The organism is Massilia sp. X63 (assembly GCF_041023745.1).
GTDB lineage: Bacteria > Pseudomonadota > Gammaproteobacteria > Burkholderiales > Burkholderiaceae_D > Telluria.
Map to the genome: position 1 here is coordinate 202,030 of NZ_JBFTEF010000001.1, position 24,856 is coordinate 226,885.

Below are 24,856 nucleotides of genomic sequence, written 5' to 3' on the forward strand. Positions count from 1 at the left end.
GTTTTGGCAACGTGACTATACCGCCACTTTCACGGAGCGGCACCGCGCGTGCGACAATAGCGGGCTTTCCCCTCCAACACGCAACCCGGTTTTTCATTCATGGCTCTCAAGGCAACCATCTACAAGGCCGACCTGTCGATCGCCGACATGGACCGCAACTACTACGGCGACCACACCCTGACCATCGCGCGCCACCCGTCCGAGACCGACGAGCGCGTGATGATCCGGGTGCTGGCCTTCGCGCTGCATGCGGATCCGGCGCTCGCCTTCACCAAGGACCTGTTCGACGTCGACGAGCCGGCGCTGTGGCAGAAGGACCTGACCGGCGCCATCCAGGCCTGGATCGAGGTCGGCCAGCCGGACGAGAAGCGCCTGCTGAAGGCCGCCGGCCGTTCGGAAAAGGTGATTGTGTACAGCTACAGCGCCACCAGCGACATCTGGTTCAGGGGCATCGCCAAAGGCATCGACCGCGCCAGGAACGTCGCGGTGGTGAACATCCCGAACGAGGCCAGCGTCCAGCTCGAGAAGATGGCGAAGCGGAACATGCAGCTGCAGTGCACGATCCAGGACGGCCAGGTGTGGCTGACCGACGGCGTCGATACGGTGCTGGTCGAGCGCGAATACCTGCGCGGCGGGCAGTAAAGTTATAATTCCCGTTCACTTCACTTCAGCTTCGTCGCCATGAAACGCCAGTTCCTTGCCCTCCTTGCCGGCAGCCTGCTGTCCGCTTCCGCCTTTGCCCAGCTGAGCGTGTCCGAGCCCTGGATCCGCGCCACCGTGCCGGCGCAGAAGGCCACCGGGGCCTTCATGCGCGTGCAGTCGGCGGCGCCCGCGCGCCTGGTCGGCGTGCAGGCCGAGGTGGCCGGCCGCGCCGAGCTGCACGAAATGGCGATGGATGGCCAGACCATGCGCATGCGCCGGGTCGAGTCGATCGAACTGCCGGCGGGCAAGCCGGTCAACCTGGCCAGCGGCGGCTACCACGTGATGCTGTTCGACCTGAAGCGCCAGCTGAAGGAAGGCGAGCAGGTCGACCTGACCCTGCAGGTGCAGGATGCCGCCGGCAAGCGCCAGGACGTGAAGCTGAGCGTGCCGGTCAAGCCGCTGACGCACAGCGCACACGCCGGCCACTGACCGGACGGCCGGCGCCGGCCGGCCATGGCGCTTACTGCGGCGCCGCCCCGATGCGGCGCGCACCTCCCGAACCCACCACCGACTTGCTGATGCGCGGGTCGCCGTAATAATTGACGTCGCCCGAACCGGCGATGGTCATGCTCAGCTCATTGCGCGCCCATACGGTCGCTTCGCCCGAGCCGGCCACGCTGACGCTGACGCTGTCCGACTGCACCCGGCCCATGTCCACGGTGCCCGAACCGCCGATCGATACCGACAGCTTGCGCGCCTGGCCGGTCCCGGCCTTGAAGTCGCCGCTGCCGCCCAGGGCCACCGCCACCGCGTCGCTGTCCAGCTGGCGCACAGTGACTTTGCCCGAGCCGCCCAGGTCGATGCTCAGGCGCGGCCCGCGCAGCAGGTCGGCGTCGATCGAGCCCGAGCCGCCCAGCGCCAGGCGCTCGATCTGGCGCGCATTCACCACCACCCGCAGGTTGCTGGTGCGCAGGCTCAGGTTGCGCTTGGAAGGGCGGATCTTGAGGGTGCCGTTCTCCACCACGGTTTCCACCAGCGGCAGCAGGTTGTCGTCGGTCTCGATGGTGATGCCCTCGCTGTCGCCCAGGCGCAGCTCCAGCTTGCCCGGCATCTCGAAGGCCAGGCCGGTGAAGTGCGCCACTTGGCGCACCTGGCGCTTGACGGCGCCGTTGCCCTGCACCTGCTCGCCGCCCCAGGACCAGCTGCCGGCCATGGAGGGCGCGCTGGCGCCGGCGACGAGGGCGGCGAGCAGGGCGGCGGCAGCGAGCGAGGTTTTTTTCATGCTTGTCTCCTTGATAAGGCGTTTGTCGATACGGCCATCTTAGGAAAGCGCCGGGCCCGGCGCACGCCGGATGCGACGAAGTGCCGGGTCCAGCGCCTGGAATGCGCGCTGGCGTGACAGGCCGTCATGGCTTCGTGCGCCACCGGTGCTATCCCGAACGGCCGGATTGCACTAGAATCGTGCGCTTTTTGCCCCGGCATGCGGCCGGTAGAGGAAGCAATGAACCTGATTTTCTTACTGATGGCCTTCTGCGTCGGCATGGCCATGTCGTTCCAGGCCGCCGTGAACACCCAGCTGGCGGCGTCGATCGGCGCCAATTCCGTGGTCGCCGCCCTGGTCTCCTTCGCTTGCGGCACCGTCGTGCTGGCCGGGGTGGCCGTCTCGCGCGGCGGGCTGGGCCCGACCCTGACGGCCCTGGCCGGGCAGCCGGCCTGGAAGTTCGCCGGCGGTTTCCTGGGCGCCGCCTTCGTATTCGGCACGGTGTTCCTGGCGCCGCGCATTGGCTTGCTGAGCCTGATCGTGCTGGTGATTGCAGGCCAGCTGCTCACATCGATGGCGATCGACCACTTTGGCCTGGTTAACATGACGGTGCGGAAAGTGTCGAACGTACGGGTGCTGGGCGCCTGCGTGGTCGCGCTGGGCGTGGCGATCACCCTGTTCGGCGACCGCATCCTGGCGGGCCTGCGGCACTGAGCGCCGGCGGACCCGGCCGCCAGGAGGAGCCGCGATGCGTGCCAACCAGCTGGTCCATTGGCGTGACACCAGGCATCCGTATGCCTTCACGCTGCTGCTCGTGGCGCTCTGCACCTTCCTGCAATACAAGGGGCGCCACCTGTTCGGGCAGCGCGCCCCGCTCGGCCTAGCGCTCCCGCGGCGTTGCAGGCAGGGCACGCCAGCTGGCATTCCAACAATTTTCTTTCAGTTTTGCAATCTTTCGGCGAAGCATGGTTTTATAATGTCCGGCACCATTTAACCTTTTTAGGCGTGCCGGCCCGATGGAACATCACCAGTCCTCGCAGATCCCCACCCTGTCCTACATCGAGAACGAAGACCACCCGGTATTCGGGACCCTGGTCGAGCAGATCCTGCACCTGCTGAATTCGCGCCTGGTGTTCTCGGACATCATCATCCACCAGAACAGCCCGCTGATGCTGCGCCAGCCGAAAGGCCTGGTGGCGGTGACCGATTCGCCGATCACCAAGGAAGAGCTGGAAGAATTCTTCGACGTCATCGAGCCGAACTGGGGGGAACGCATCGCGCTGCGCGCCTTCGACCGCTCGATCGACCTGCACACGGCGCGCATCCGCGCCAACTGCTTCAGCTTCCAGGGCAAGAAGCGCCTGGGCTGCGTGATCCGCCGCTTCCCGAAGGAGCCGCTGGCTCTGTCCGAGCTGGGCCTGTGGCCGGACGAGCAGGAGTTTGCGCGCCTGGCCAGCGGCCTGGTGCTGATCATCGGCGACACCTGCCAGGGCAAGTCGACCACGATCGCCTCGATGATCGACGAGATCAACAAGCAGCGCTCGGGCCACATCATCACCATCGAAGACCCGGTCGAGACCCTGATCCCGCAGCGCAAGTGCATCATCACCCAGCGCGAAGTGGGCGAGGACGCCGACGTCGCCAGCTACTACCTGGGCGCGCTGGACGCGCTGCGCGAGCGCCCGGACGTGATCGTGATCGGCGAGATCCGCGACGCCGAAACCGCCCAGGAAGCGCTGGCCCTGGCCGAATCCGGTCCGCTGGTGCTGGCCACGCTGCATGCACGCTCCACCGAGCTGGGCCTGCAGAAGATGCTGCGCCTGCTGGGCAATTCGGAAGCCCAGTCCCAGGCCCTGGCGCACGCCCTGCGTGGGGTGCTGTGCCAGGCGCTGCTGCCCTCGGTCGAGGGCAACCGCTACCACCTCGCCACCGAATGCCTGACCCCCAGCGCGGCCGTGATGCGCATGCTGGAAAGCGGCGACGTCGGCGCCATCCGCGCCCACATGAACGCCGGCCGCGATCCGGGCTGCCACACCATGAACGCCTCGCTCGAGCAGCTGCTGGCGGCGCACAAGGTGCGGGTCGAGGATGCGCGCAACGCCACCACCGACCGGGTGGGCTTCGCCGACATGATCTGAGCGCACTGTGGGGCCGCCGCCCGGGCTGGCGGCGGCATTCCCGCGTGATTCCTCCGGCATGCATATCCGTTTTTTGTTGCCATTCCGGATACACAGGGGCGATACTGCGCGCCACCGTATCAGCCGGAGTCAGCCATGCATGTCCTTCGCCGTCCCGTCCTGGCGCTGCTCGCCGCCACTTTTGCCGCCTTTGCTACCCCGGGCCTGTCCGCCCACGCGGCCGTCGTGAATATCGACGTCGGCGCGCCGCTGGCGCGCTTCGCGCTGCTGAAACCGGGCACCCACCACTACCTGCGCTTCATGCGCACCCCGTCCACCGGTGCCAACCAGCCGATCGACATCTGGACACGCGAGATCCGCTTCGAGGAGCGCGCCGGCAAGCCGCTGATGCGCATCGTCCAGCGCTGGGACGGCGTGTGGCCGGCGCTGTCGACCCGCACCCTCGATTCCTGGTTCGAAGCCGGCAGCTTCCGTCCCCTGAGCCACGAGCGCATCAGCGAGCGGGACGGCAAGCGCGTGGTGGAGGGCTTCGTGTTCGCCGCCGACAAGATCACCGGCATGCGCGAGCTGGCGGACAACACCCAGAAGGACCTGGCAGTGGCGTCCGGCGAGCCGACCTACAACTTCGAGACCGACATCGAGTTCCTGCAGGCGCTGCCGCTGGCCGAAGGGCTGGACGCGCGCATCAACTTCTACCACCCGGGCGGGCCGTCGGCGCCGCAGCGCTACAGCTTCCGCGTCGCCGGATCGAGCACCATCGCGGGGCCGAGCGGTCCGGTGGACTGCTGGGTGGTCAAGACCGACTACAACCGCCCGGGCAGCGAATCGACCTTCTGGTTCGCCAAGGGCAGCCAGCTGATGCTGCGCCAGGAAAGCCCGCTGCCGGACGGGCGGGTAATGGTCAAGACCCTGATCGACTAGCCGGCGCCGTAGGTACGGCCGCGTGCCGGAACACGACAGCTGCCCGGTACGATCGGCAGCGATGGACGAGGGCGACGGCCATGCCTGCGAAGGCCCTCATTTCGCATGCTCCAGGTGCGCCAGGAAGGCGAGCGCGACGGGCGAGAGCTTCTTGCCCTTGCGGTACAGGGTCCACCAGTTGGACTGGACCGGGAAGCCCTCGACGTCGAGCACGGCAATCTGCGCGTCTTCCGGCGCGTCGCCGAGCGCATGGCGCGACACCACGCCCAGCCCGAGGCTGGCCGCCACGGCCTGCTTGACGGCTTCGTTGCTGCCCAGTTCCATGCGCACGTCGGGACGAAAGCGCAGCGAGCGGAAATGGCGGTCGCAGGCGAGCCGGGTGCCCGATCCCTTTTCGCGCAGGATGAAGCGCATCGAGGCCAGCTCGTCCAGCGTGATGCGCTGCCGCCCGACCAGCGGATGGGAGCTCGAGGCGATCAGGTCGAGCGGATTGGCCAGGAAGGCGTGGCGCTCGAGTTCCAGGTCCTCGGGCGGCATCGACATGATGTACAGGTCGTCGAGGTTGTCGCGCAGGCGCCGCAGCACGCCGTCGCGGTTGAGCACCTCGAGCGCCACGTCGATCTCCGGAAAGGCGGCGCAGAAGCTGCCGAGCAGGCGCGGCACGAAATACTTGGCGGTGCTGACCACCGAGACCTTCAGGCGCCCGCGCGTGACGCCCTTGACCGCGTCGATGTGCTGCTCGAACGCGCTCCATTCGTCCAGCATCGCGCGCGCCGTACGCGCCAGCGCTTCGCCGGCCGCCGTGAGGTAGAGCCGCTTGCCGACCTGTTCGTACAGGGGCATGCCGATGGCGTCGGCCAGTTCGCGCAGCTGCATCGAGGCGGTCGGCTGGGTGACGTGGCAGGCGCGCGCGGCGGCCGTGACGCTCAGGTGTTCGGCAAAGGCGAGGAACAGGCGCAGCTGGCGGAAAGTGGTATGCATAGGGATTTATCTATTCTGCGTATCATGATAATCGATTTTTCTCGATTCATGGATGGGGTTAGCATGCAGGTCCCTGTAATGAAGAGCACAACATGCATAGTTTCCTCGACCCTGCCATCCTGTTTTTTGCATTCGGCATCCTGGCCGGCTGCGTCAAGTCCAACCTCGAGATTCCCCAGCCGATCTCGCGCTTCCTGTCCCTGTACCTCCTGATGGCGCTCGGCCTGAAGGGCGGCTTCGCCCTGGCCAAGTCCGGCCTGACGGCGGAAGTCGCCGCCAGCCTCGGCGCGGCGGTCCTGCTGGCCATGCTGGTGCCGCTGCTGGCCTACCGGCTCCTGAAGCGCATCGTGTCGCCGTTCGACGCCGCCGCGGTGGCCGCGACCTACGGTTCCGTCAGCGCCGTCACCTTCATCACCGCCTCGCAATACCTGGACACCCAGGGGATCGCCTACGGCGGGCACATGGCGGCCGCCATGGCCCTGATGGAATCGCCCGCCATCGTGATCGCGGTGGTGCTGGCCAACACCTTGCGGCGCCAGGCGCCGGCGCCGGCTCTCCTGCCGGGCGCGAACGGCACGGCGGTGCTGGGCGGCGCGGGTGGCCAGGGCAGCGGCATGGGCAAGATCCTGCACGAGTCGTTCACCGACGGCACCCAACTGCTCTTGCTGGGCGCGATGCTGGTCGGGCTGCTGAGCGGCGAGGCCGGCAAGGCGGCGATGGCGCCGTTCTCGGTCGACCTGTTCAAGGGCATGCTGGCCTTCTTCCTGCTGGACATGGGCCTGCTCACCGCGCGCAACCTGGGCAAGCTGCGCGGCCAGTCGGGCTGGCTGCTGGCCTATGCCGCCGGCGCGCCGGTGCTGCATGCGGGCCTGGCGCTGGGCCTGTCGGTCCTGCTGGGCCTATCGGCCGGCAACGCGGCCCTGCTGATGGTGCTGGCGGCCAGCGCCTCGTACATCGCCGTGCCGGCGGTGCTGCGCTACGCGATCCCCGAGGCGAATCCGTCGATGTACTTCAGCATGTCGCTGGGGATTACCTTTCCGCTGAATATCCTGCTGGGGATACCGGCGTACACCCATGTGGCGGCGCTCGTGCTGGGACGGGCATAAGGAAGTCAGTCCAGCGGCACGCTCCGATACCGGTTCACGTCCGGCACCGATACCGGCGGCGCCGCGTTGCCCCAGCTGGCCCGCACATAGGTCAGCACCGCCGCCACCTGCGCATCGTTGAGCTCGTGGCTGTAGGGCGGCATGCCGTAGGGGCGCGGGTTGCCCGCGGTCGCGGGCGGGAAGCCGCCATTGAGCACGATCCGGATCGCGTTCACGGCCGGGGTCAAGGTCACCGCCCGGTTGCCGGCCAGCGGCGGATAAGCCGGCGTCTTTCCCTTGCCGTCGGCGCCGTGGCAGTCCACGCAGTAGGAGCCGTACAGGCGGCGGCCCTCGGCCAGCAGTTGCTCGCCGGCGCGCTCGCCGCCGTCGGAGGCCTTTGTTTCGGTCGAGGGCAGCGACTTCAGGTAGGTGGCCATCGCGCCGACGTCGGCCTGGGTCAGGTGCTGCAGGCTGCGCGCCACCACTTCGGCCATCGGACCGGTGGCGCTGCCGCGCGGCGAGATGCCGGTGGACAGCAGCGCGACGATGTGTTCCTGGTCCCAGTCGCCCAGGCCCGCTTCGCCGCTGGCGGTGAGCGAGGGCGCGTACCAGCCGATGGTCGGGATCAGGCCGCCCGACAGGGTGTCGCCCGTTGCTCCCAGCCGATTGCGGGTGCTGTGGCATGCGCTGCAGTGGCCCAGGCCTTCGACCAGGTAGGCGCCGCGGTTCCACGCGAGCCCGCGTGCCGGTTGCGGCGTGAAGGTGGCGGGCTTGAAGTAGAGCAGGCGCCAGCCGGCCAGGAGCAGCTGCTGGTCGTAGGGGAAGTCCAGTTCGTGCGGCCGGTTCGGCTGGCGCTGCGCGGGCAGGCTGCGCAAGTACGCGAACAGGGCGTCCGAATCGGTGCGCGAGACCTTGGTGTAGTTCGTGTACGGGAAGGCCGGATACAGCAGGCGGCCGTCGCGCGACTTGCCGTTGTGGAGGGCGTTCCAGAAGTCGTCGGCGCTCCAGTTGCCGATGCCGGTGTCCGCGTCCGGCGTGAGGTTGGGGCCGTACAGGCGGCCGAAGGGCGTGTCGAGCGCGCGGCCACCCGCGTACTCGGCGCCGCCGCGCGCCGTGTGGCAGGCCACGCAGTCGCCGGCGCGTGCAAGGTAGGCGCCGCGCGCGATGTTGTCCGGCGTCGCGGCCCAGGCGGCGGGCGAGGTCGCGGGAATGAAGTCCTCGCGCGGCCAGGCGATGGCGACGGCAACGAGGGCGAAGGCGGCGAGGGCGCCGAGCGCCAGGGCGATCTTCTTCATGGCTGCTCCGGCGCGCTGCCGCAGGCCAGGGGCAGGGGCCGCGCGATCGCGGCTGCGGGGCGCGGATCGCCAGGAGTCGGCTGGGCCGCGAGCCAGCTCGAGACGGCGTTCACGTCTTCCAGCGACAGGCGCGCGGTGATCTCGGCCATGCAGTCGGGCGCGTGGGCGCGGCGCGCCTTGTTGCGCCAGGCGCCGAACTGGGCGTTGACGTAGTCGCGCGGCAGGCCGAGCAGGCCGGGGATGGCGGGCTCGACGCCGGTCAGGCGCTGGCCGTGGCAGGCCACGCAGGCCGGGACCTTGCGCGCAGCATCGCCGTTCATCACCAGCTGGCGGCCGCGCTCCAGCACCTGCGGCGCGACGGTCGGGCTTTCCGCGGCATGCGCCGCCGGCGGCTGGGCCGCGAAGTGGCCGGCGATCTCGCGCAGGTAGGGGTCGGGCAGGTGGTCCACCAGGTAGGTCATGAGCGGGTACTGGCGCCGGCCTTCGCGGAAATTCAGCAGCTGGTTGTAGAGGTAGCCGGCCGGCTTGCCCCCGATGCGCGGAAAGTAGCTGTCGTTGACCGGATCGCCGCGCGCATCGACGCGCGCATGGCAGGAGGCGCAGGCGAGCAGGCGCTGCGCGAGGGTGTCGGGCACTGCCTGCGGCGCTGCGTGCAGCGCAGCGGCGGTGGGCAGGAGGACGGCGAACAGCATGCTGCGCAGAGGATGGAGATATCCCGTCATGAGTGAACCCGGCAATGACAATGCTGGAATGATAACTCGTATCAACGCTTGCCGCTTCGTCCACTTGTTATAATCGCAGCCCTTTGGACCGCGGAGCGCAGGATGGGAGTCACATGGGGGTGAGCTATACCGAAGGGGTATTCAGGGACCGTAATCCCATCAAGCGCTGGCTGCAGCAGCAGCGCCTGCACAGCGCCATCGGGTTCGCGCAGAAAGCGCGCGACGAGGTCCGCTGCGTGCTCGACTTCGGCGCCGGCAGCGGCGAGCTGTGCAAGCACCTGGTGCACGCCTACCCGAACGCCACCATCGTCTGCTACGAGCCCTGCTCGGACCTGCTCGAAGAAGCGAAGCGCGAACTCAAGGACCTGCCGCGGGTCGAGTTCCACGCCTCGTTCGACACGATCCCGAGAGGGCAGGCCGACCTGCTGTTCTGCCTCGAAGTGTTCGAGCACATCCCGCTGGCGATGCGCACGGCCTCGCTGGCCGAGGTGGGCGCGCTACTGAAGGACGATGGCGAGGCGGTGTTCGGGGTGCCGGTCGAAGTCGGCCTGCCGGCCCTGTACAAGGGCATGTTCCGCATGAGCCGGCGCTACGGCGCCTATGACGCGAAGCCGAAGCACGTGCTGATGGCGACCCTGGGCATGCCGCCCAGGGACCGCCCGATCGGCTACCTGCCGCCGGACGTCCAGGTGCACAACGAGCACATGGGCTTCGATCACCGCGTGTTCCGCAAGGCGCTGGCCGAGCAGTTCGCTCTCAGAAAGGCAAGCGCGAGCCCGTTCCCGATGCTGGGAACGGCGCTGTGCCCGGAAGCGTATTTCGTTGTCAGGAAGCCCGGCGCGGCGGCGGGCTAGCCTCGTCGGCCGGCGGATTGGCGCGCCAGAAGCGGTACAGGCGCAGCGCCACGTGGGCGTCGTCGGCCGCGTACAGCACCTGCTTTTCGCTCAGATGGGGCAGGGCCCAGTTGGTGGTGGTGATGCGGCGCGACTTTTGCAGCTTCTGGCCGAAGAAGCGCGCCACCGCGGTCTTGGCGCCGAGCGTGTTGCGCTCGCCGCGCCGGCGCATGGCGGTCGCCAGGTCGAGCACGTTGCGCGCTTCGATGCCGAGCTTGGCGCGTATTCGTTTCAAATCGTCCCCGAGTCCGAAACCCACCTTCAGGATGCTGTCCGATTCGAGCACCGGCTTGAGCACGTCGAGGGCGGCCTGGGCGCTGGCCGCGCTGCCGATCTGGAACAGGTAGGCCAGTTCGTCGGTGGCGAGCTGCACCAGGTGCGGCCCGGTCGAGACCTCGCCTTTCGAGAAGGTGGGCTTGGATTCGGTGTCGAAGCCGACCACGTCGGCCTGCGACAGCGCCGCCAGCGCGGCAGCCGCATCGACGGGCGTGCGCACGATGCGCACGTCGGCCATGCGGATGCCGTCGTAGGGCGGCAGCAGGTCTTCCGGCTCGACGGCGCTCGGTTCGGACATCAAGAGCGCGAGAACTTGGCGGCGAGCGCGTTCAGCTTTTCCTGGCGCTGGCGGTTCGCTTCTTCGGCCGCGGCGGCGTCGCGCTCGGCCTTCTTGCGCTCGGCTTCTTTCTTGAAACGTTCCTGCAGCTGTTCCTTGGCGTGCTGGCGGTGGGTGTCGGTGACTTCGGCGCCCGGGGTGCCGTCGAGGTTGTAGCGCACCTTGGCTTTTTCCATGGCGCGCAGGTAGCGCATCGAGCCGGTGTGGATGCCGAGCGCGGCGCGCATGGCCTTGCGGTTCAGGTCGGGCATGCGCGCCAGCAGCTGCTTGTCGATGCCGATGGCCAGCGGCAGGCAGTCGCGGAAGGCCGGGAATTCCTGCTGGAGTTGCTTGAGCAGGGCGCGGGCCGATGGGGCCGGTGCGGCGGCCGGCGCCGATGGGGCGGCTGCAGGGGCGGTGGCCGGAGCCTCGCCGGCGGCGGTGTCCTGTGCCTGAGCGGCCGTGGACGTCTCGGTGGACGGCGATTCCGGCGTCTCGGGAGTGGCAGGAGCGTTGGTGTCGACGGTCTCGGCAGCGGTATTGGTATTCATTGACTTCATTGTAAGAACGGGAAAGCGAAGGATAGCACGGCGCCCGGACGCCAGTACCGGCCGTATTGTACTTGTTTCATTAATCTTGAGAATCAGATTGCGAACTTCGTGTGCCGGAGGCAGGCGTGCGGGCATGAAATCGTGTATGATCCGCCCCTTGCCTTGCGCACGGCTTGCGCCGTCGCAGACTGGCCGGGAGATCGGCGAAGGAGCCAGTCATATTCAAGCTGGTGATATCCCTTATCGGATATTTCAATTATCACCAATTCTTGCAATGCGGCATAATATCGCCTCCTTCTGTTCTTCCCTGAACATGAGATGCAAGCCCGTTTCACCCGACGGGCTTTTTTTCGTTCCGACATGCACACCGTGATTTTAAACACCGTCCATTCCTCCTTAGTCCGCTGCCGCTGCGCCGGGATCGCAGGCCGACCGGGGGAATGCGTGCTTGAAGTCCGCGTGTCCGCCCTCAGGTAGGGCCACTTCCGCGTCCCCAAACCCACACCGGACCCGCGCGCGGGTCCCGCTGACATTGATTCGCAGGCCGCCGTACGCCTCGCCAGGAGAGAGTTTCACTATGAAAAACACCGCCAAGACACTGACACTGACCGCCAAAAAAGCGCCCGCCAAGGCAACGGCACAGCTGGCAGTGCCGAAAACCGCGACCTCCTACTTCCTCGAGACGGAAGCGGCGGCCAAGGTGACGGTGGTGAAGACCCGTTCGCGCCTGGCGTCGGCCAAGGCCGCGCTGGAAGCCGAGCAGGTGCCGGCGGACGCGGAAGGCGCCGCCAACGACGCACTGCTGGATGCGCCGGCCGCGGCCGAGCCGGTCGCCGAAGCGGTCGCGGTCGCGGCCGCTGAACCGGTCGCACCGGTCGCCGCGGCGCCTGCGCCTGTGGCGGCGGTCGAGGCCCCGGTGGCAGCCGCACCGGCGCCGGCAGCCGAGCCGGCGCCCTTCGAGGACTACACGGCCGCCGTGCCGAACGCCGCGGCAACCGTGGTGGTGCGCAAGCGCAGCTCGAAGCTGGCGGCGCTGAAAGCCGCCGAAGCGCCGGCCGTGGTGGCGGCGCCGGTCGCCGCGCCGGCGCCGGTCGCTGCGGTGGCGCAAGCCGCCGCCGAGCCGGCCCCGGCCGCCGCTCCGAAGGTGCGCACCCGCACCCGCCGCACCGACGCGAATGCACTGCCGGCGCCGACCGCCGTGGGCACCGTCAGCGCCACCACCGATGCCGCCGCGCTGGCCGCGATCGATACCTCGGGCTACCTGCTGCCGCAAGTAAAGGTTCCGGGCCGCCGCGGCCGCAAGCCGAGCGAGTTTGTGCCGGAAAACGACGAAGTCGCCGCACTGAACGCGGTCGAGCGCGCCGAAATGAAGGTCGCCTCGAAGCTGCGCGAGCGCAAGGCCAAGGGCCTGGCCGGCGTGCTGGGCGGCGAGAGCGGTTTCTCGGAAGCGGAACTGGAAAAGCGCCGCCAGCAGATCAAGAACCTGATCAACATGGGCAAGGAGCGCGGCTACCTGACCCATGCCCAGATCAACGACCAGCTGCCGGAAAACATCGTCGATCCGGAAGCGATCGAAGGCATCATCGCGACCTTCAACGACATGGGCATCGCGATCTACGAGCGTGCCCCGGAAGCCGAAATGATGCTGCTGTCGGATAACGTGCCGACCGCGACCAGCGACGACGAAGTGGAGGCGGCTGCCGCCACCGCGCTGTCGACCGTCGATTCCGACTTCGGCCGCACCACCGACCCGGTCCGCATGTACATGCGTGAAATGGGCGCGGTGTCGCTGCTGACGCGCGAAGGCGAGATCGAGATCGCCAAGCGCATCGAGGAAGGCCTGAAGGACATGGTGCAGGCGATTTCGGCCTGCCCGACAACGATCTCGGAAATCATCGCGCTGTCGCACAAGATCGCCTCGGACGAAATGAAGATCGACGACGTGGTGGACGGCTTCGTCGACCTGAACGACGCCGCGCCGGTGCCTGCCGCCTCTGCGTCGCGTGCCAGCGACGACGAGGAAGAAGAAGAGGAAGTCGAGGAAGAGGAAGAAGACGGCGCCGTCGGCGGCGGCGCGGCCGGCTACTCGACCGAGCAGCTGGTACAGCTGCGCAAGAGCGCGCTCGAGAAATTCGCCCTGATCGAAAAGCAGTTCGACCGCATGGGCCACGCCTTCAAGACCAGCGGCTACGGGTCAAGCGAGTACGAAGCGGCCCAGGCCATCATCTCGAACGAGCTGCTGGGCATCCGCTTCACCGCCAAGATCGTGGAAAAGCTGTGCGACACCCTGCGCGGCCAGATGGACGAAGTGCGTTCGATCGAGCGCGCCGTGCTGGACATCTGCGTGAACCGCTGCGGCATGCCGCGCGCCCACTTCATCAAGGTCTTCCCGGGCAACGAGACCGACCTGCAATGGGGCGATCGCGAAGTCGATTGCGCCTATCCGTACAGCGCGGTGCTGAGCCGTAATCTGCCGGCGATCAAGGAGCTGCAGCAGCGCATGATCGACCTGCAGGCGCGCGTGGCGCTGCCGCTGGCCGACCTGCGCCGCATCAACAAGCAGATGGCGGCGGGCGAGAAGCGCGCACGCCAGGCCAAGCGTGAAATGACGGTAGCCAACCTGCGCCTGGTGATCTCGATCGCGAAGAAATACATCAACCGCGGCCTGCAATTCCTCGACCTGATCCAGGAAGGCAACATCGGTCTGCTGAAGGCGGTGGACAAGTTCGAATACCGCCGCGGTTATAAATTCTCGACCTACGCGACCTGGTGGATTCGCCAGGCGATCACGCGCTCGATCGCGGACATGGCCCGCACCATCCGCGTGCCGGTGCACATGATCGAGACGATCAACAAGATGAACCGCATCTCGCGCCAGATCATGCAGGAAACCGGCAGCGAGCCGGACCTGCCGACCCTGGCCGCCAAGATGGAAATGCCAGAGAACAAGGTTCGCGAGATCATGAAGATCGCGAAAGAGCCGATTTCGATGGAAACCCCGATGGGCGAGGACGGCGATTCGCAGCTGGGCGACTTCATCGAGGACAACGCCACCCTGGCGCCGCTGGACGCCGCGCTGCACGCCTCGATGCGCAACGTGATCAAGGAAGTGCTGGACTCGCTGACCCCGCGCGAAGCGAAGGTGTTGCGCATGCGCTACGGCGTCGAGATGTCGAACGACCACACGCTGGAAGAAGTCGGCAAGCAGTTCGACGTCACCCGCGAGCGTATCCGCCAGATCGAAGCCAAGGCGATGAGCAAGCTGCGCCAGCCTTCGCGTTCGGACAAGCTGAAGACCTTCCTGCACAACCAGTAATTTTTACCAGCTGGTAAAAAATGCCGTTCAGCCTGCGCTGGACGGCATTTTTTTCGTCTCGTGCGACCCGGATGCCGCGCTTGCATTATCTTTTCGATAATATTATTACGTTCACGCCCAACCATGAAACTCGCCCACGCTTTCGCTGCCGCCGTCGCCCTGTGTGCCGCCACGGCCCATGCCCAGGACCAGGACAGCATCGAGGCCGACCGTCCCGACTTCGTCGAGTCGAGCAAGGTGGTGGGCAAGGGGCGGGTGCAACTGGAGACCAGCGCTCTTTACGAGCGCGACCGCAATGAAGAAGGGCGCGAGCGCACCCTGTCGACACCGACCCTGTTGCGCATCGGCGTTTCCGACACCCTCGAGCTGCGGATCGAGACCGACGGCCGCATGGTCCGCCACGGCAGGGAAGACGGCCAGCGCGTTACCCAGGCCGGCTATGGCGATACCGCGCTCGGCCTCAGCTGGCATGCGCTGGACGCACAGGGCGGCCGTCCCTCGGTCGGCGTCCACCTGGCATCGGAATTCGCCAGCGGTTCGCGTGCCTTCCGTGGCGAGGGCGTGCGTCCGTCGCTGCGCGTGGCCGCCGAGTGGGAGCTGCCGAACGAGGTGACGCTGGGCGTCATGCCGGGCATCGGCATCGACCGCGACCGTAGTGGCCCCGGCGCTGGCCGCTACCGCTATGGCATCTTCGGGATCGTGGCGGAGAAAGCATTCGGCGAGCGCCTGCGCGGCCTGGTCGAAGTGGCGCTGCCGCGTATCGCGCGCGGCAAACATGGCGGCACCGAGGCCAGCTTCGACGTCGGCGCCGCCTACCTGCTGTCGAAGGACGTGCAGCTCGACGCCATGCTGTCGCGCGGACTCAATAGCCGCACCCCGGATATCGCCTTCACCATCGGCCTGTCGATCCGGCGCTGACGCGGCCAGGGCGGCGGCCGCGAGCCATGTATCGCGGTTATGCGGCCTGTTCCGAATTTCATTTGTTGTCAAAATTGCTCCAGCGTACTCTGCTTCGCGGATGGCAACACACTGGCGCGTGGAGAGGCGTCGGGGACCGCCACCAGCGCTCCTCTGGTGCGTTCACGTCAACCCGCAAAAAAAGACAACAACATGAAAAAACTTTTGCTTGCAGCGGCAGCCGCGATGCTGGCCGCTTCCCATGTCCACGCCCAGACCGACGTGCAGCCCGCGCCCAAGCGCGAACTGCGCGGCGTGTGGATCAGCACCCACATCAGCCTGGACTGGCCGAGCCGCCTCGATACCCCGGCCGTGCAGCAGTCCAAGCTCAGGGCGATCCTCGACCACAACAAGGCGACCGGCATGAACGCCGCCTTCCTGCAGGTGCGCAGCCAGGCCGACGCCATGTATCCGAGCGATCTCGAACCCTGGTCCTATTACCTGACCAACCAGCAGGGCAGCGCGCCGAGCCCGGCCTGGGACCCGCTGCAGTTCGCGATCGACGAGACGCGCAAGCGCGGCATGGAATTCCACGCCTGGATCAATCCCTACCGCGCGGTGGCCACCGCCGCCAACCAGGGCAACACCGCGATGTACGCGCCCAACCACGTGTCGCGCGCGCACCCGGAGTGGATGCTGACGGTCGGCAGCGTGAAGATCCTGAACCCGGGCCTGCCCGCGGTGCGCGACCATGTGGTGGGCGTGATCATGGACATCGTCAACCGCTACGACATCGACGGCCTGCACTTCGACGACTATTTCTACCCGTCCGGCACCATTGCCGACGACGATGCCTACAACGCCGACCCGCGCGGCTTCCCGAACACCACCGCCGGACGCGCCGACTGGCGCCGCGACAACATCAACATGCTGATCGCGCGCGTCAACGACAGCATCCGCGCCGCCAAGCCCTGGGTGAAGTTCGGCGTCTCGCCGTCCGGCATCTACCGCAGCAGCACCGATCCGGCGGTCGGATCGCCGACCTCGAGCGGCGCCTCGCAGCACTACAGCACGATGTTCGCCGACACCCGCAAGTGGATCCAGCAGGGCTGGGTGGATTACCTGGCGCCGCAGGTCTACTGGTACATCGGCCAGGCCGGCTCGGACTACAAGCTGCTGGTGCCGTGGTGGAACGACAACGCCTACGAGCGCCACATGTACATCGGCCTGGCCGACTACAAGATGAATACCGCCGGCTGGACCAGTCCGAACGAGATCAACAACCAGATCGCGCTGAACCGGGCGCACGCCAACATCTCGGGCCAGATCCACTTCCGCCATGCCTTCCTGCAGGGCGACGCCCTGGGCTACCGCAGCGCGCTGAAGAACGCCACCTATGCGCGCCCCGCGCTGCTGCCGGTGATGGCCTGGAAGGGCACGCAGGCGCCGGCCGCGCCGGCCCAGCTGAGCGCCGGCGCGGGCGAGGACAACGCGGTGCAGCTGGCGTGGGCGGCGGCGCCGGACAGCGCCGACGAACTCGAGAAGACCCGCAAGTACGCCATCTACCGTTCCAGCGAGCGCGAGATGGACCTGGAGAATCCTGCCAACCTGTTGAGCGTCACCGATACCGCCACCCCCGTCTTCGCCGACAAGGGCGTCGGCGCCGGCCAGTATTACTACTACACCGTGACCGCGCTGAACCGCCTGAGCGTGGAGAGCGCGCGCGCCAACACGGTGAGCAACGACTTCGAGGCCCCCAGCGTGCGCACCCGCGCCGTGTCGGTGACGCTTGCCAACGGCAGCGCCGCGATCGCCCCGGGCGAGCTGGATGGCGGCACCAGCGACAACTGGGGCGTGGAATCGCTGAGCGCCTCGCGCACCAGCTTCTCGTGCCTTGATGTCGGCGCGCAGAAGGTGGTCCTGACGGCGGTCGACAAGGGCGGCAACAGCGCCAGCGCCGAGGGAACGGTACAGGTGCTGGGCCATCTGCCGCAGCCGTCGATCAGCGTCACCGGCGGCACCGGCGAAGCCGGCAATACGATCACGCTGGGTTACGGCCCGCAGAGCGTGACGCTGAGCGCCAGCGATGCGGCGGGCAGCTCGACCTTTACCTGGAGCCCGGCGGGCGGCCTGTCGGCCACCAGCGGCGCGGTCACCAGCTTCACGCCGCTTGCCGCGGGCAGCTACCGCTTCACGGCGCAGGCGGCCAGCCCGGAAAGCTGCTTCGCGCAGGCCAGCGCCACGGTGAACGTGATCGACGCGCGCTGCGGCGCGGGCAAGGTGATGGTGTGTAACCAGACCGGCAGCGCCGGCAATCCGGGCGCGCAACTGTGCGTGGCGCCGAATGCGGTGCCGGCTTTCCTGAAGAAGGGGAGTGTGCTGGGGGCGTGCGCGGGCTGATGGTCGTAGGGTGGTCGGCGAAGCCGGCCACCCTGCCTTGGGCATCGGTGTGCCCTAGCCCGTATTGCGCAAGCCCGCCGCCACGCCGTTGATCGACAGGTGGATCCCGCGGTGCACCCGCGGGTCCGCATTGTCGCCCAGCTTGCGGCGGCGGTGGATCAGCTCCACCTGCAGGTGGTTCAGCGGGTCGAGATAGGCGAAGCGGTTCTGGATCGAGCGCGCCAGCAGCGGATTGCCCGCCAGCCGCTCGCCCGCCCCGGTCACCGCTTCCAGGCAGCGCAGCGTCTCGCCGTGCTCCGCGGTGATGCGACGGAAGATCCGTTCGCGCAGCCCCGGGTCCGCCACCAGTTCGGCGTAGCGCGAGGCGATCGCCAGGTCGGTCTTGGCCAGCACCATGTCCATGTTCGACAGCAGCGTGGCGAAGAAGGGCCAGTCGCGGTGCATCTCGCGCAGCAGCGCCAGGCGCTCGTCGCGGTCGCCGTCCGCCAGCCAGCCGCTGACCGCGGCGCCGAAGCCGTACCAGCCCGGCAGCAGCAGGCGGCACTGGCCCCACGAGAAGCCCCAGGGAATCGCGCGCAGGTCTTCGATGCGGCGCGTCGACTTGCGCGAGGCGGGGCGCGAACCGAGGTTCAGTTCGGCGATCTCGGCGATCGGGGTGGCGCTGAAGAAGTAGTCGGTGAAGCCCGGGGTCTCGTACACCAGGTTGCGGTAGGCCCGGTAGGCGCGTTCGGACAGCTCGGCCATCACGGCTTCGAAGCGGGCCAGCTTGCCGTTGCTGATGTCGTCCGCCGGACGCGGGCTCAGGCTCGCTTCCAGCGTCGCCGCCACCAGCAGCTCGAGGTTGCGCCGGCCGATCTCCGGATTCGAGAACTTCGAGGCGATGATCTCGCCCTGTTCGGTCAGGCGGATCTGGCCGTTGACGGTGCCCGGCGGCTGGGCCCGGATCGCATCGTAGCTCGGGCCGCCGCCGCGTCCGACGGTGCCGCCGCGGCCGTGGAACAAGCGCAGCTTGACGCCCTTGGCGGCGAACACGTCGACCAGTTTCAGCTCGGCCTGGTACAGCTCCCAGTTCGAGGTCAGGAAGCCGCCGTCCTTGTTCGAGTCCGAGTAGCCGAGCATGACTTCCTGCAGCCGGCCCTGCTTCTCGACGATGCTGGAGACCAGCGGGATCGACATCCATTCGTCCATGATGGCGCTGGCGCGCTGCAGGTCGGGGATGGTCTCGAACAGCGGGATCACCATGACGTCGCTGCTGCCCGAGGACACGCGCATCAGGCCAGTCTCTTTCTGCAGCAGCAGCACTTCGAGCAGGTCCGATACCGTCTCGGTGTGCGAGATGATGTAGTTGCGGATCGCGCGGCTGCCGTAGCGCAGGCGGATCTCGCGCGCGGCGCGCAGGATCGCCAGTTCGGAATTGGTCTCGTCCGAATAGCTCTCGTAGGGCGAGTACAGGGGGCGCGGCTGCGCCAGTTCGGCCAGCAGCAGCGCGACCTTGCGTTCTTCGGACAGGGCGGCGTAATCGGCTTCGCCTCCGGCGCGCGCGAACAGCTCGCCCAGCACGCGCTCGTGCACGTCCGAGCTCTGGCGCATGTCGAGCGAGGCCAGGTGGAAGCCGAAGATGCGCGCGGCGCGGGTCAGGCCGGCCAGGCGCGGCTCGACCAGCACGGCGCCGTGGTTGGCGCGAAGCGATTCGGCCAGCACCTCGAGGTCGGCCGCGAACAGGCCGGCGTCGAGGTAGGGCGGGGCTTCGCCGACTTCCTTGCGCAGGATGTGGCCGACGCCCAGCTCGCGCGCGGTGGCTGCAAGGCGGGCGTAGATGCCGATCAGGGCGCGGCGATACGGTTCGTCGCTGCGGTGCGGCGAGTTGTCGACCGAGGCGTCGGCCAGCGCCTGCATCTGCGGCGTCACCGGCACCAGCAGCGTCGAGGTCGACAGCTCGGCGCCCAGCGCATGCACTTCTTCCAGGTAGAAGTCGAGGATGGTGGTCGACTGGCGCACCAGCGCGTGGCGCATGGTGTCGGCGTTGACGTTCGGGTTGCCGTCGCGGTCGCCGCCGATCCAGCTGCCCATCTGCAGGTACTGGGCCTTGCCCAGTTCGACGCGCTTGCCGGACATCTCGCCTGCATAGTGCGTGGCGATCTCTTCCTCGATGTCGTCGTACAGCCCCGGCACTTCGCGCAGGAAGGTGATGCGGTAGTAGGACAGCGCGTTGTCGATCTCGTCGGCCACGGTCAGCTTGGAGTAGCGCAGCATGCGCGTCTGCCACAGGGTGGCGATGCGGGCCTGCAGCAGCTGGGTGTTGCGCTTGAACTCCTTCGGCGTCAGGCCGAGGTCGCGCTCGGCCAGCAGGCGCGCGATGTCGTGCTCGGCGTCGAGGATGCTCTTGCGCTGCACTTCGGTCGGGTGGGCGGTGAGCACCGGCGAGATCAGGGCGTCCTTGAAGAAGTCCTCGACCACGTCCTGCGGCACGCCGGCGTCGCGCAGCTTGCACAGGGCGTGGGCCACGCTGCCCTGGCGCGGCGCGGCGCCGCGCATCAGGTGGGCGCGGCGGCGGCGCACGTGGTGCTGGTCCTCGGCGATGTTGGCCAGGTGCGAGAAATACGAGAAGGCGCGCACCACCGAGATGGTCTGGTCGCGCGTGAGCCGGTGCAGCAGGGTGGTGAGCTCCTCGCCGGCCACCGGATCGGCGTCGCGGCGGAAGCGCACCGCGGTCTGGCGCACGGTCTCGACGACCTCGAACACGGCTTCGCCTTCCTGTTCGCGCAACACGTCGCCGAGCAGGCGGCCGAGCAGGCGGATGTCTTCTTTCAGTGGCGCGTCCTTGTCGCCGGCGGCTTGGACAGGTGATGGTGCAGGGGTATCTGGTGCAGCAGGATTATCCATATCGACCACAAGTAAATTGTTAGTGCATGGCGGTTGGCCATCGTCTGCAAGAGGCCCATGCTAAAATTTGTGATCTTGAGCAAGGGCCGGGAACCGGCATCGTCCTGGTGGGCTAGATGACAGTGAAAGAATCCGTGTTGAAAGCAAATGAATCGGCGCAGGAAGCGCCCGCGAAACTGACGCCTCAAAAGCTCATTATCGCATCCCGCGAAAGCCGCCTGGCCATGTGGCAGGCGGAACATGTGCGTGCCCGTCTCGCCGCATTATATCCGCAGTGCAGTGTCGAAATTCTCGGAATGACAACACGGGGCGACCAGATCCTCGACCGCGCCCTCTCAAAAGTAGGCGGCAAGGGCCTGTTCGTCAAGGAGCTGGAAGTGGCGATGGCCGAAGGCCGCGCCGACCTGGCCGTGCATTCGCTCAAGGACGTGCCGATGGAGCTGCCGGAAGGCTTCGAGCTGGCCGCCGTGCTCGAGCGCGAAGACCCGCGCGACGCCTTCGTGTCGAACGACTACGCCAGCCTGGCCGAACTGCCGGCAGGCAGCATCGTCGGCACCAGCAGCCTGCGCCGCCAGGCCCTGATCGCGGCGCGCTATCCGCAGCTGGTGATCAAGCCGCTGCGCGGCAACCTCGACACCCGCCTGGGCAAGCTCGACCGGGGCGACTACGCCGCCATCATCCTGGCGGCCGCCGGCCTCAAGCGCCTCGGCCTGCCGCAGCGCATCCGCGCGCTGCTCGAGCCCGAGGACAGCCTGCCGGCGGCCGGGCAGGGCGCGATGGCGATCGAGATCGCCAGCGCCGCCCGCAGCGACGGCGTCGACCTGCGCGCGCTGCTGGCCCCGCTGAACCACGACGCGACCTTCCGCGCCGTGGCGGCCGAGCGCAAGGTGTCGAAGATTTTCGGCGGCAGCTGCCAGATCCCGCTGGCCGCCTTCGCCACCGTGTCCGGAACCACCATGCGCCTGCGCGCGATGGTCGCGACTCCGGACGGCCAGCGCACCGCCCGCGCCGAAGTGGCGGGCTCGTGGGAGCATCCGGAATTCCTGGGCGAACAGGTGTCGATCCTGCTCGAAGACCAGGATGCGCATGCGATCCTCGCGGTGTGCAAGCAGGAAGCCGCCGAGGCGGACGCCGCGCCGGCGCCGGCCGGGGCGCCCGCACAGGATGCCTGAGCGGGCAGTCGTCATCACCCGGCCGCGTGCCCAGGCCCAAGCCCTGGCGCAGGCCGTGGGCGCGCTTGGACGCCGCGCCGTGGTGCTGCCGCTGCTCGAGATCGCGCCGCTCGCGGATACCTCGGCCTTGCGCGCGGCGCTGGCCGACCTGGACGCGTATGCGCTGGTTGCCTTCGTGTCGCCGAACGCGGTCGATGCCGCGTTTGCCTGCCTGGCCGGCTGGCCGTCCGGCGTGCCGATCGGCGTGGTGGGCGAGGGCAGCCGCGCGGCGCTGGCGCGCCATGGCGTCACGCCAGAGAACGCCACCATCCACTGCCCGCCCGACCCAGTCGCGAGCGATTCAGAACACCTGCTGGCCAGCCTCGACCTGGACGCGTTCGCCGGCCGCCGCGTGCTGATCGTGCGCGGCGAGAGCGGGCGCGAGCTGATGGCCGACACCTTCCGGGCCGCCGGCGCCCGGGTCGACGCGGTGGCCGCCTACCGCCGCAGCGTGCCGGTGCTGGACGATGCGCTGGCGGCCGAGCTGTCCGCCTTGCTGGCGCAGCCAAACGACTGGATAATCACGAGTTCCGAAGCGCTGCGCGGGCTGGCCGGACTGGTCGCCGAGCTCGATCCGGTGGACGGGCTGCACCGCCTGCAGGCCCAGCACCTGATCGTTCCCCACGCCCGTATTGCCGAGACGGCACGCGCGCTGGGCTGCGTCCAGGTCACCCTGACCGGTTCCGGCGATGCACGCCTGCTGGCAGCCCTTTGCAACCCTTCTTGCCGGGTTACAATCTCAGAATGAACGAACAAGCACAACATCCAGAACAGAATCCTCCGGGCAGCGTGACGGTCCAGAAGGGGCCGGCACGTCCGTCGGCGGCGCAGGGCCTGTTCCACGCGCTGCAGCGTCCGCTGCCGGCCGCGGTCGCCATCCTGGCCCTGCTGCTGGCGGTGCAGACCTGGACCTCGCACAGCCGCATCAATACCTTGCGCCGCGACATGGCGCAAAGCCTGCAGAAGGGCAATGCCGTGAACGCGGAAACCGCGGCGCTGGCGCGCGAGGTGGCGGACACGTCCAAGGAGCTGCAGATCAAGGTAGGCGTGCTGGAAAGCCGCCAGTCCGAAGCCCAGACCCAGCAGCTGGCGCTGGAACAGCTCTACCAGGACCTGTCGAAGAACCGCGACGAATGGGCGCTGACCGAGATCGAGCAGGTCTTGAACACTGCCAGCCAGCAGCTGCAGCTGGCCGGCAACGTGCAGGGCGCCCTGATCGCCCTGCAGAACGCCGACCGTTCGCTGGGCCGTTCGGACAAGCCGCAATTCCTGAACATCCGCCGCGCGATCGGCGCCGACATCGAGCGCCTGAAGGCGATGCCGGCGGTCGACCTGGCCGGCGTCGCGCTGCGCCTGGACAACGTGATCGCCCAGGTGGACACGCTGCCGATGCTGTCCGACGAGAAGCCGCTGCTGCCGGCCGCGCCGGTGCGTTCGACCCGCAAGCAGGACCAGGTCGCGCACGAAAACCTGAGCCTGGGCCAGCGCATGACCCAGACCTGGCGCAACTGGAGCCAGGAGATGTGGGACGACGTGCGCCAGCTGGTGCGCGTACGCAGCGTCGACACGCCGGAAGCGCTGATGCTCTCGCCCAACGAATCCTTCTTCGTGCGCGAGAACCTCAAGCTGCGCCTGCTGAACGCGCGCCTGGCGCTGCTGTCGCGCAACGAGGCGACCTTCCGCGACGACCTGGCCAGTAGCCAGACCATCCTGCTCAAGTATTTCGACACGCGCGCCCGCGCCACCCAGTCGGCCCAGGCCGCGCTGCGCCAGGTGCAGGCGAACAACCTGACGATCGAGATGCCGACCCTCTCGGAGAGCCTGAACGCGGTGCGCAACTACAAGGCGAAGCAATAAGATGCGGCTCCTTCTCTGGTTAGTCGCCCTGATGGCCGCGGCCATCGGCATTGCCGTGACGGCGCGCTTCAACCCGGGCAACGTGGTGCTGTTCTACCCGCCGCACCGGCTGGACATGTCGCTCAACCTGTTCGTGGTGCTGCTGGTGCTGCTGTTCGCGCTGGTGTACGTGCTGGTGCGGACGCTGAAGTCGACCCTCAAGATGCCCGAGCGCGTGGCCGCCTACCGCCAGCGCAAGCGCGAGCGCGAAGGCAACAAGGGCTTGCGCGACGCGCTCAAGGCCTTGTTCGAAGGCCGCTTCGGTCACGCCGAGAAGGCCGCCATGCGCGCCGCCGAGCTGCCCGAGAACGCCGGCCTGGCCGCGCTGATCGGCGCCAGGGCCGCGCACCGCATGCGCGAACCAGGCAGGCGCGACGCCTGGCTGGCCGGGATCGCGCACGACAACACGCTCAAGACCGCGCGCCTGATGACCGTGACCGAGCTGCTGGTCGACGACCACCAGCCGGAAGCCGCGCTCGAGGCCGTCGCCGAGCTGAACGCCAGCGGCCAGCGCCACATCCACGCCCTGCAATGGTCGATGAAGGCCCACCAGCAGGCGCGCAACTGGCCCGAAGTGCTGCGCCTGGTGCGCATCCTCGACAAGCGCAAGGCCCTGCACCCGGCGCTCTCGAGCCGCCTGCGCGAACTGGCCTACGAGGCGCTGCTGAGCGAGCAGGGCCACGACGCCGAATCGATCCGCCGCGTCTGGGCCGGGGTTCCGCAGGCCGACCGCCAGGTTCCCACCATCGCGGCGCGCGCCGCCGGCGCCTTCAATGCGCGCGGCCTGCACGACGAGGCGCGCGCCATCGCCGAGGAAGCGCTCAAGGCGAACTGGGACGAGCGCGTGGTGCGCGCCTACCGCGAGGCCGCCGGCCCGGCCGGCTCGCCGACCCTGCTGGCCCAGATCGAGCATTGCGAAGCCTGGCTCAAGGAGCGCCCGCTGGACGCCGAGCTGGCGCTGACCCTGGGTTCGCTCTGCCTCAGGCAGAAATTGTGGGGCAAGGCCCAGCGCTACCTGGAGCAGGCGCTGTCGGACGCCACCGAGGCGCCAATGGTGCGCGAGGCGCACCTGAAGCTGGCCCAGATGCACGAGGCGCTGGGGCAGGAGCAGGAAGCGGCGAATCACTATCGCCAGTGTGCGCTGGCAAGCATCTTTTGACGGGCGGCTTGTC

The 24,856-nt window shown here is 68.0% G+C and carries 22 protein-coding genes; 15 read left to right on the top strand and 7 right to left on the bottom strand.

The window, feature by feature from the left end:
* The first annotated feature begins 99 nt into the window (after positions 1–99).
* Together AB3347_RS00940 and AB3347_RS00945 are read left to right on the top strand one after the other, a co-directional pair.
* Positions 100–642: a YaeQ family protein gene (locus AB3347_RS00940; protein ID WP_369089896.1), complete on the top strand. Its 543-nt coding sequence runs from the start codon at positions 100–102 to the stop codon at positions 640–642.
* Between the two features lie 39 nt (positions 643–681).
* Complete coding sequence (locus AB3347_RS00945; RefSeq protein WP_369089897.1) at positions 682–1,131, top strand: copper chaperone PCu(A)C; 450 nt, start codon at positions 682–684, stop codon at positions 1,129–1,131.
* Between the two features lie 31 nt (positions 1,132–1,162).
* On the opposite strand, the gene AB3347_RS00950 is transcribed toward AB3347_RS00945, so the two are convergent.
* Positions 1,163–1,924 (bottom strand): head GIN domain-containing protein, encoded by a 762-nt coding sequence (locus AB3347_RS00950; protein ID WP_369089898.1) that lies wholly within the window; start codon positions 1,922–1,924, stop codon positions 1,163–1,165.
* A 219-nt stretch (positions 1,925–2,143) separates the two neighbouring features.
* Here AB3347_RS00950 and AB3347_RS00955 point away from each other — a divergent pair, with 219 nt between their 5' ends.
* The 4 genes from AB3347_RS00955 (at position 2,144) to AB3347_RS00970 (ending at position 4,962) form a co-directional block, all read left to right on the top strand.
* Entirely contained in the window at positions 2,144–2,617 is a 474-nt protein-coding gene (locus AB3347_RS00955; protein ID WP_369089899.1) for a DMT family transporter, read from the top strand.
* A gap of 34 nt (positions 2,618–2,651) precedes the next feature.
* Entirely contained in the window at positions 2,652–2,897 is a 246-nt protein-coding gene (locus tag AB3347_RS00960) for a hypothetical protein (RefSeq protein WP_369089900.1), read from the top strand.
* A gap of 22 nt (positions 2,898–2,919) precedes the next feature.
* A complete protein-coding gene (locus AB3347_RS00965) occupies positions 2,920–4,041 on the top strand; it encodes a type IV pilus twitching motility protein PilT (protein ID WP_369089901.1) in 1,122 nt (373 codons plus the stop codon).
* Positions 4,042–4,176: 135 nt separating this feature from the next.
* Positions 4,177–4,962 (top strand): hypothetical protein, encoded by a 786-nt coding sequence (locus tag AB3347_RS00970; protein WP_369089902.1) that lies wholly within the window; start codon positions 4,177–4,179, stop codon positions 4,960–4,962.
* A 96-nt stretch (positions 4,963–5,058) separates the two neighbouring features.
* Here AB3347_RS00970 and AB3347_RS00975 read toward each other — a convergent pair whose 3' ends face one another.
* Positions 5,059–5,943, bottom strand: coding sequence for a LysR family transcriptional regulator (locus tag AB3347_RS00975; protein WP_369089903.1), 885 nt, complete (start codon positions 5,941–5,943; stop codon positions 5,059–5,061).
* Between the two features lie 92 nt (positions 5,944–6,035).
* On the opposite strand from AB3347_RS00975, the gene AB3347_RS00980 reads away from it, so the two are divergent.
* On the top strand, positions 6,036–7,049 hold the full coding sequence (locus AB3347_RS00980) for a sodium-dependent bicarbonate transport family permease (protein ID WP_369089904.1): 1,014 nt from the start codon (positions 6,036–6,038) through the stop codon (positions 7,047–7,049).
* A gap of 5 nt (positions 7,050–7,054) precedes the next feature.
* On the opposite strand, the gene AB3347_RS00985 is transcribed toward AB3347_RS00980, so the two are convergent.
* Both AB3347_RS00985 and AB3347_RS00990 read right to left on the bottom strand, forming a co-directional pair.
* Positions 7,055–8,323 (bottom strand): cytochrome c, encoded by a 1,269-nt coding sequence (locus AB3347_RS00985; RefSeq protein WP_369089905.1) that lies wholly within the window; start codon positions 8,321–8,323, stop codon positions 7,055–7,057.
* Complete coding sequence (locus tag AB3347_RS00990; protein WP_369090504.1) at positions 8,320–9,015, bottom strand: cytochrome c; 696 nt, start codon at positions 9,013–9,015, stop codon at positions 8,320–8,322. Before AB3347_RS00990 ends, AB3347_RS00985 begins: the two co-directional genes overlap by 4 nt.
* A gap of 143 nt (positions 9,016–9,158) precedes the next feature.
* Between AB3347_RS00990 and AB3347_RS00995 the strand changes: the two genes are divergently transcribed.
* Entirely contained in the window at positions 9,159–9,899 is a 741-nt protein-coding gene (locus AB3347_RS00995; RefSeq protein ID WP_369089906.1) for a class I SAM-dependent methyltransferase, read from the top strand.
* On the opposite strand, the gene AB3347_RS01000 is transcribed toward AB3347_RS00995, so the two are convergent.
* Both AB3347_RS01000 and AB3347_RS01005 read right to left on the bottom strand, forming a co-directional pair.
* Positions 9,871–10,512 (bottom strand): 3'-5' exonuclease, encoded by a 642-nt coding sequence (locus tag AB3347_RS01000; RefSeq protein WP_369089907.1) that lies wholly within the window; start codon positions 10,510–10,512, stop codon positions 9,871–9,873. The two genes, AB3347_RS00995 and AB3347_RS01000, sit on opposite strands and share 29 nt — an antisense overlap.
* Positions 10,512–11,081 carry a ProQ/FINO family protein gene (locus AB3347_RS01005; RefSeq protein WP_369089908.1) on the bottom strand — a complete coding sequence of 190 codons (570 nt, stop codon included), beginning with the start codon at positions 11,079–11,081 and terminating at the stop codon, positions 10,512–10,514. The genes AB3347_RS01000 and AB3347_RS01005 overlap by 1 nt, the downstream gene beginning before the upstream one ends.
* 577 nt (positions 11,082–11,658) lie before the next feature.
* Between AB3347_RS01005 and rpoD the strand changes: the two genes are divergently transcribed.
* The 3 genes from rpoD to AB3347_RS01020 all read left to right on the top strand — a co-directional run bounded on the left by rpoD (position 11,659) and on the right by AB3347_RS01020 (position 17,694).
* Positions 11,659–14,397 carry an RNA polymerase sigma factor RpoD gene (gene rpoD, locus AB3347_RS01010; RefSeq protein WP_369089909.1) on the top strand — a complete coding sequence of 913 codons (2,739 nt, stop codon included), beginning with the start codon at positions 11,659–11,661 and terminating at the stop codon, positions 14,395–14,397.
* A gap of 123 nt (positions 14,398–14,520) precedes the next feature.
* The gene (locus AB3347_RS01015) at positions 14,521–15,315 is read left to right on the top strand and encodes a transporter (RefSeq protein ID WP_369089910.1); all 795 of its coding nucleotides are present in this window, start codon (positions 14,521–14,523) and stop codon (positions 15,313–15,315) included.
* A 192-nt stretch (positions 15,316–15,507) separates the two neighbouring features.
* Positions 15,508–17,694: a family 10 glycosylhydrolase gene (locus AB3347_RS01020; RefSeq protein ID WP_369089911.1), complete on the top strand. Its 2,187-nt coding sequence runs from the start codon at positions 15,508–15,510 to the stop codon at positions 17,692–17,694.
* A 54-nt stretch (positions 17,695–17,748) separates the two neighbouring features.
* On the opposite strand, the gene ppc is transcribed toward AB3347_RS01020, so the two are convergent.
* Positions 17,749–20,577, bottom strand: coding sequence for a phosphoenolpyruvate carboxylase (gene ppc, locus AB3347_RS01025; protein WP_369089912.1), 2,829 nt, complete (start codon positions 20,575–20,577; stop codon positions 17,749–17,751).
* Between the two features lie 176 nt (positions 20,578–20,753).
* Between ppc and hemC the strand changes: the two genes are divergently transcribed.
* From hemC to AB3347_RS01045, 4 genes are read left to right on the top strand one after another with little or no spacing between them, the layout of a single operon-like run.
* Positions 20,754–21,749: a hydroxymethylbilane synthase gene (hemC, locus tag AB3347_RS01030; protein WP_369090505.1), complete on the top strand. Its 996-nt coding sequence runs from the start codon at positions 20,754–20,756 to the stop codon at positions 21,747–21,749.
* Entirely contained in the window at positions 21,742–22,536 is a 795-nt protein-coding gene (locus AB3347_RS01035) for a uroporphyrinogen-III synthase (RefSeq protein WP_369089913.1), read from the top strand. The genes hemC and AB3347_RS01035 overlap by 8 nt, the downstream gene beginning before the upstream one ends.
* Positions 22,533–23,645 (top strand): uroporphyrinogen-III C-methyltransferase, encoded by a 1,113-nt coding sequence (locus AB3347_RS01040; RefSeq protein ID WP_369089914.1) that lies wholly within the window; start codon positions 22,533–22,535, stop codon positions 23,643–23,645. Before AB3347_RS01035 ends, AB3347_RS01040 begins: the two co-directional genes overlap by 4 nt.
* A 1-nt stretch (position 23,646) precedes the next feature.
* On the top strand, positions 23,647–24,843 hold the full coding sequence (locus AB3347_RS01045; protein ID WP_369089915.1) for a heme biosynthesis HemY N-terminal domain-containing protein: 1,197 nt from the start codon (positions 23,647–23,649) through the stop codon (positions 24,841–24,843).
* The last annotated feature ends 13 nt before the right edge of the window (positions 24,844–24,856 follow it).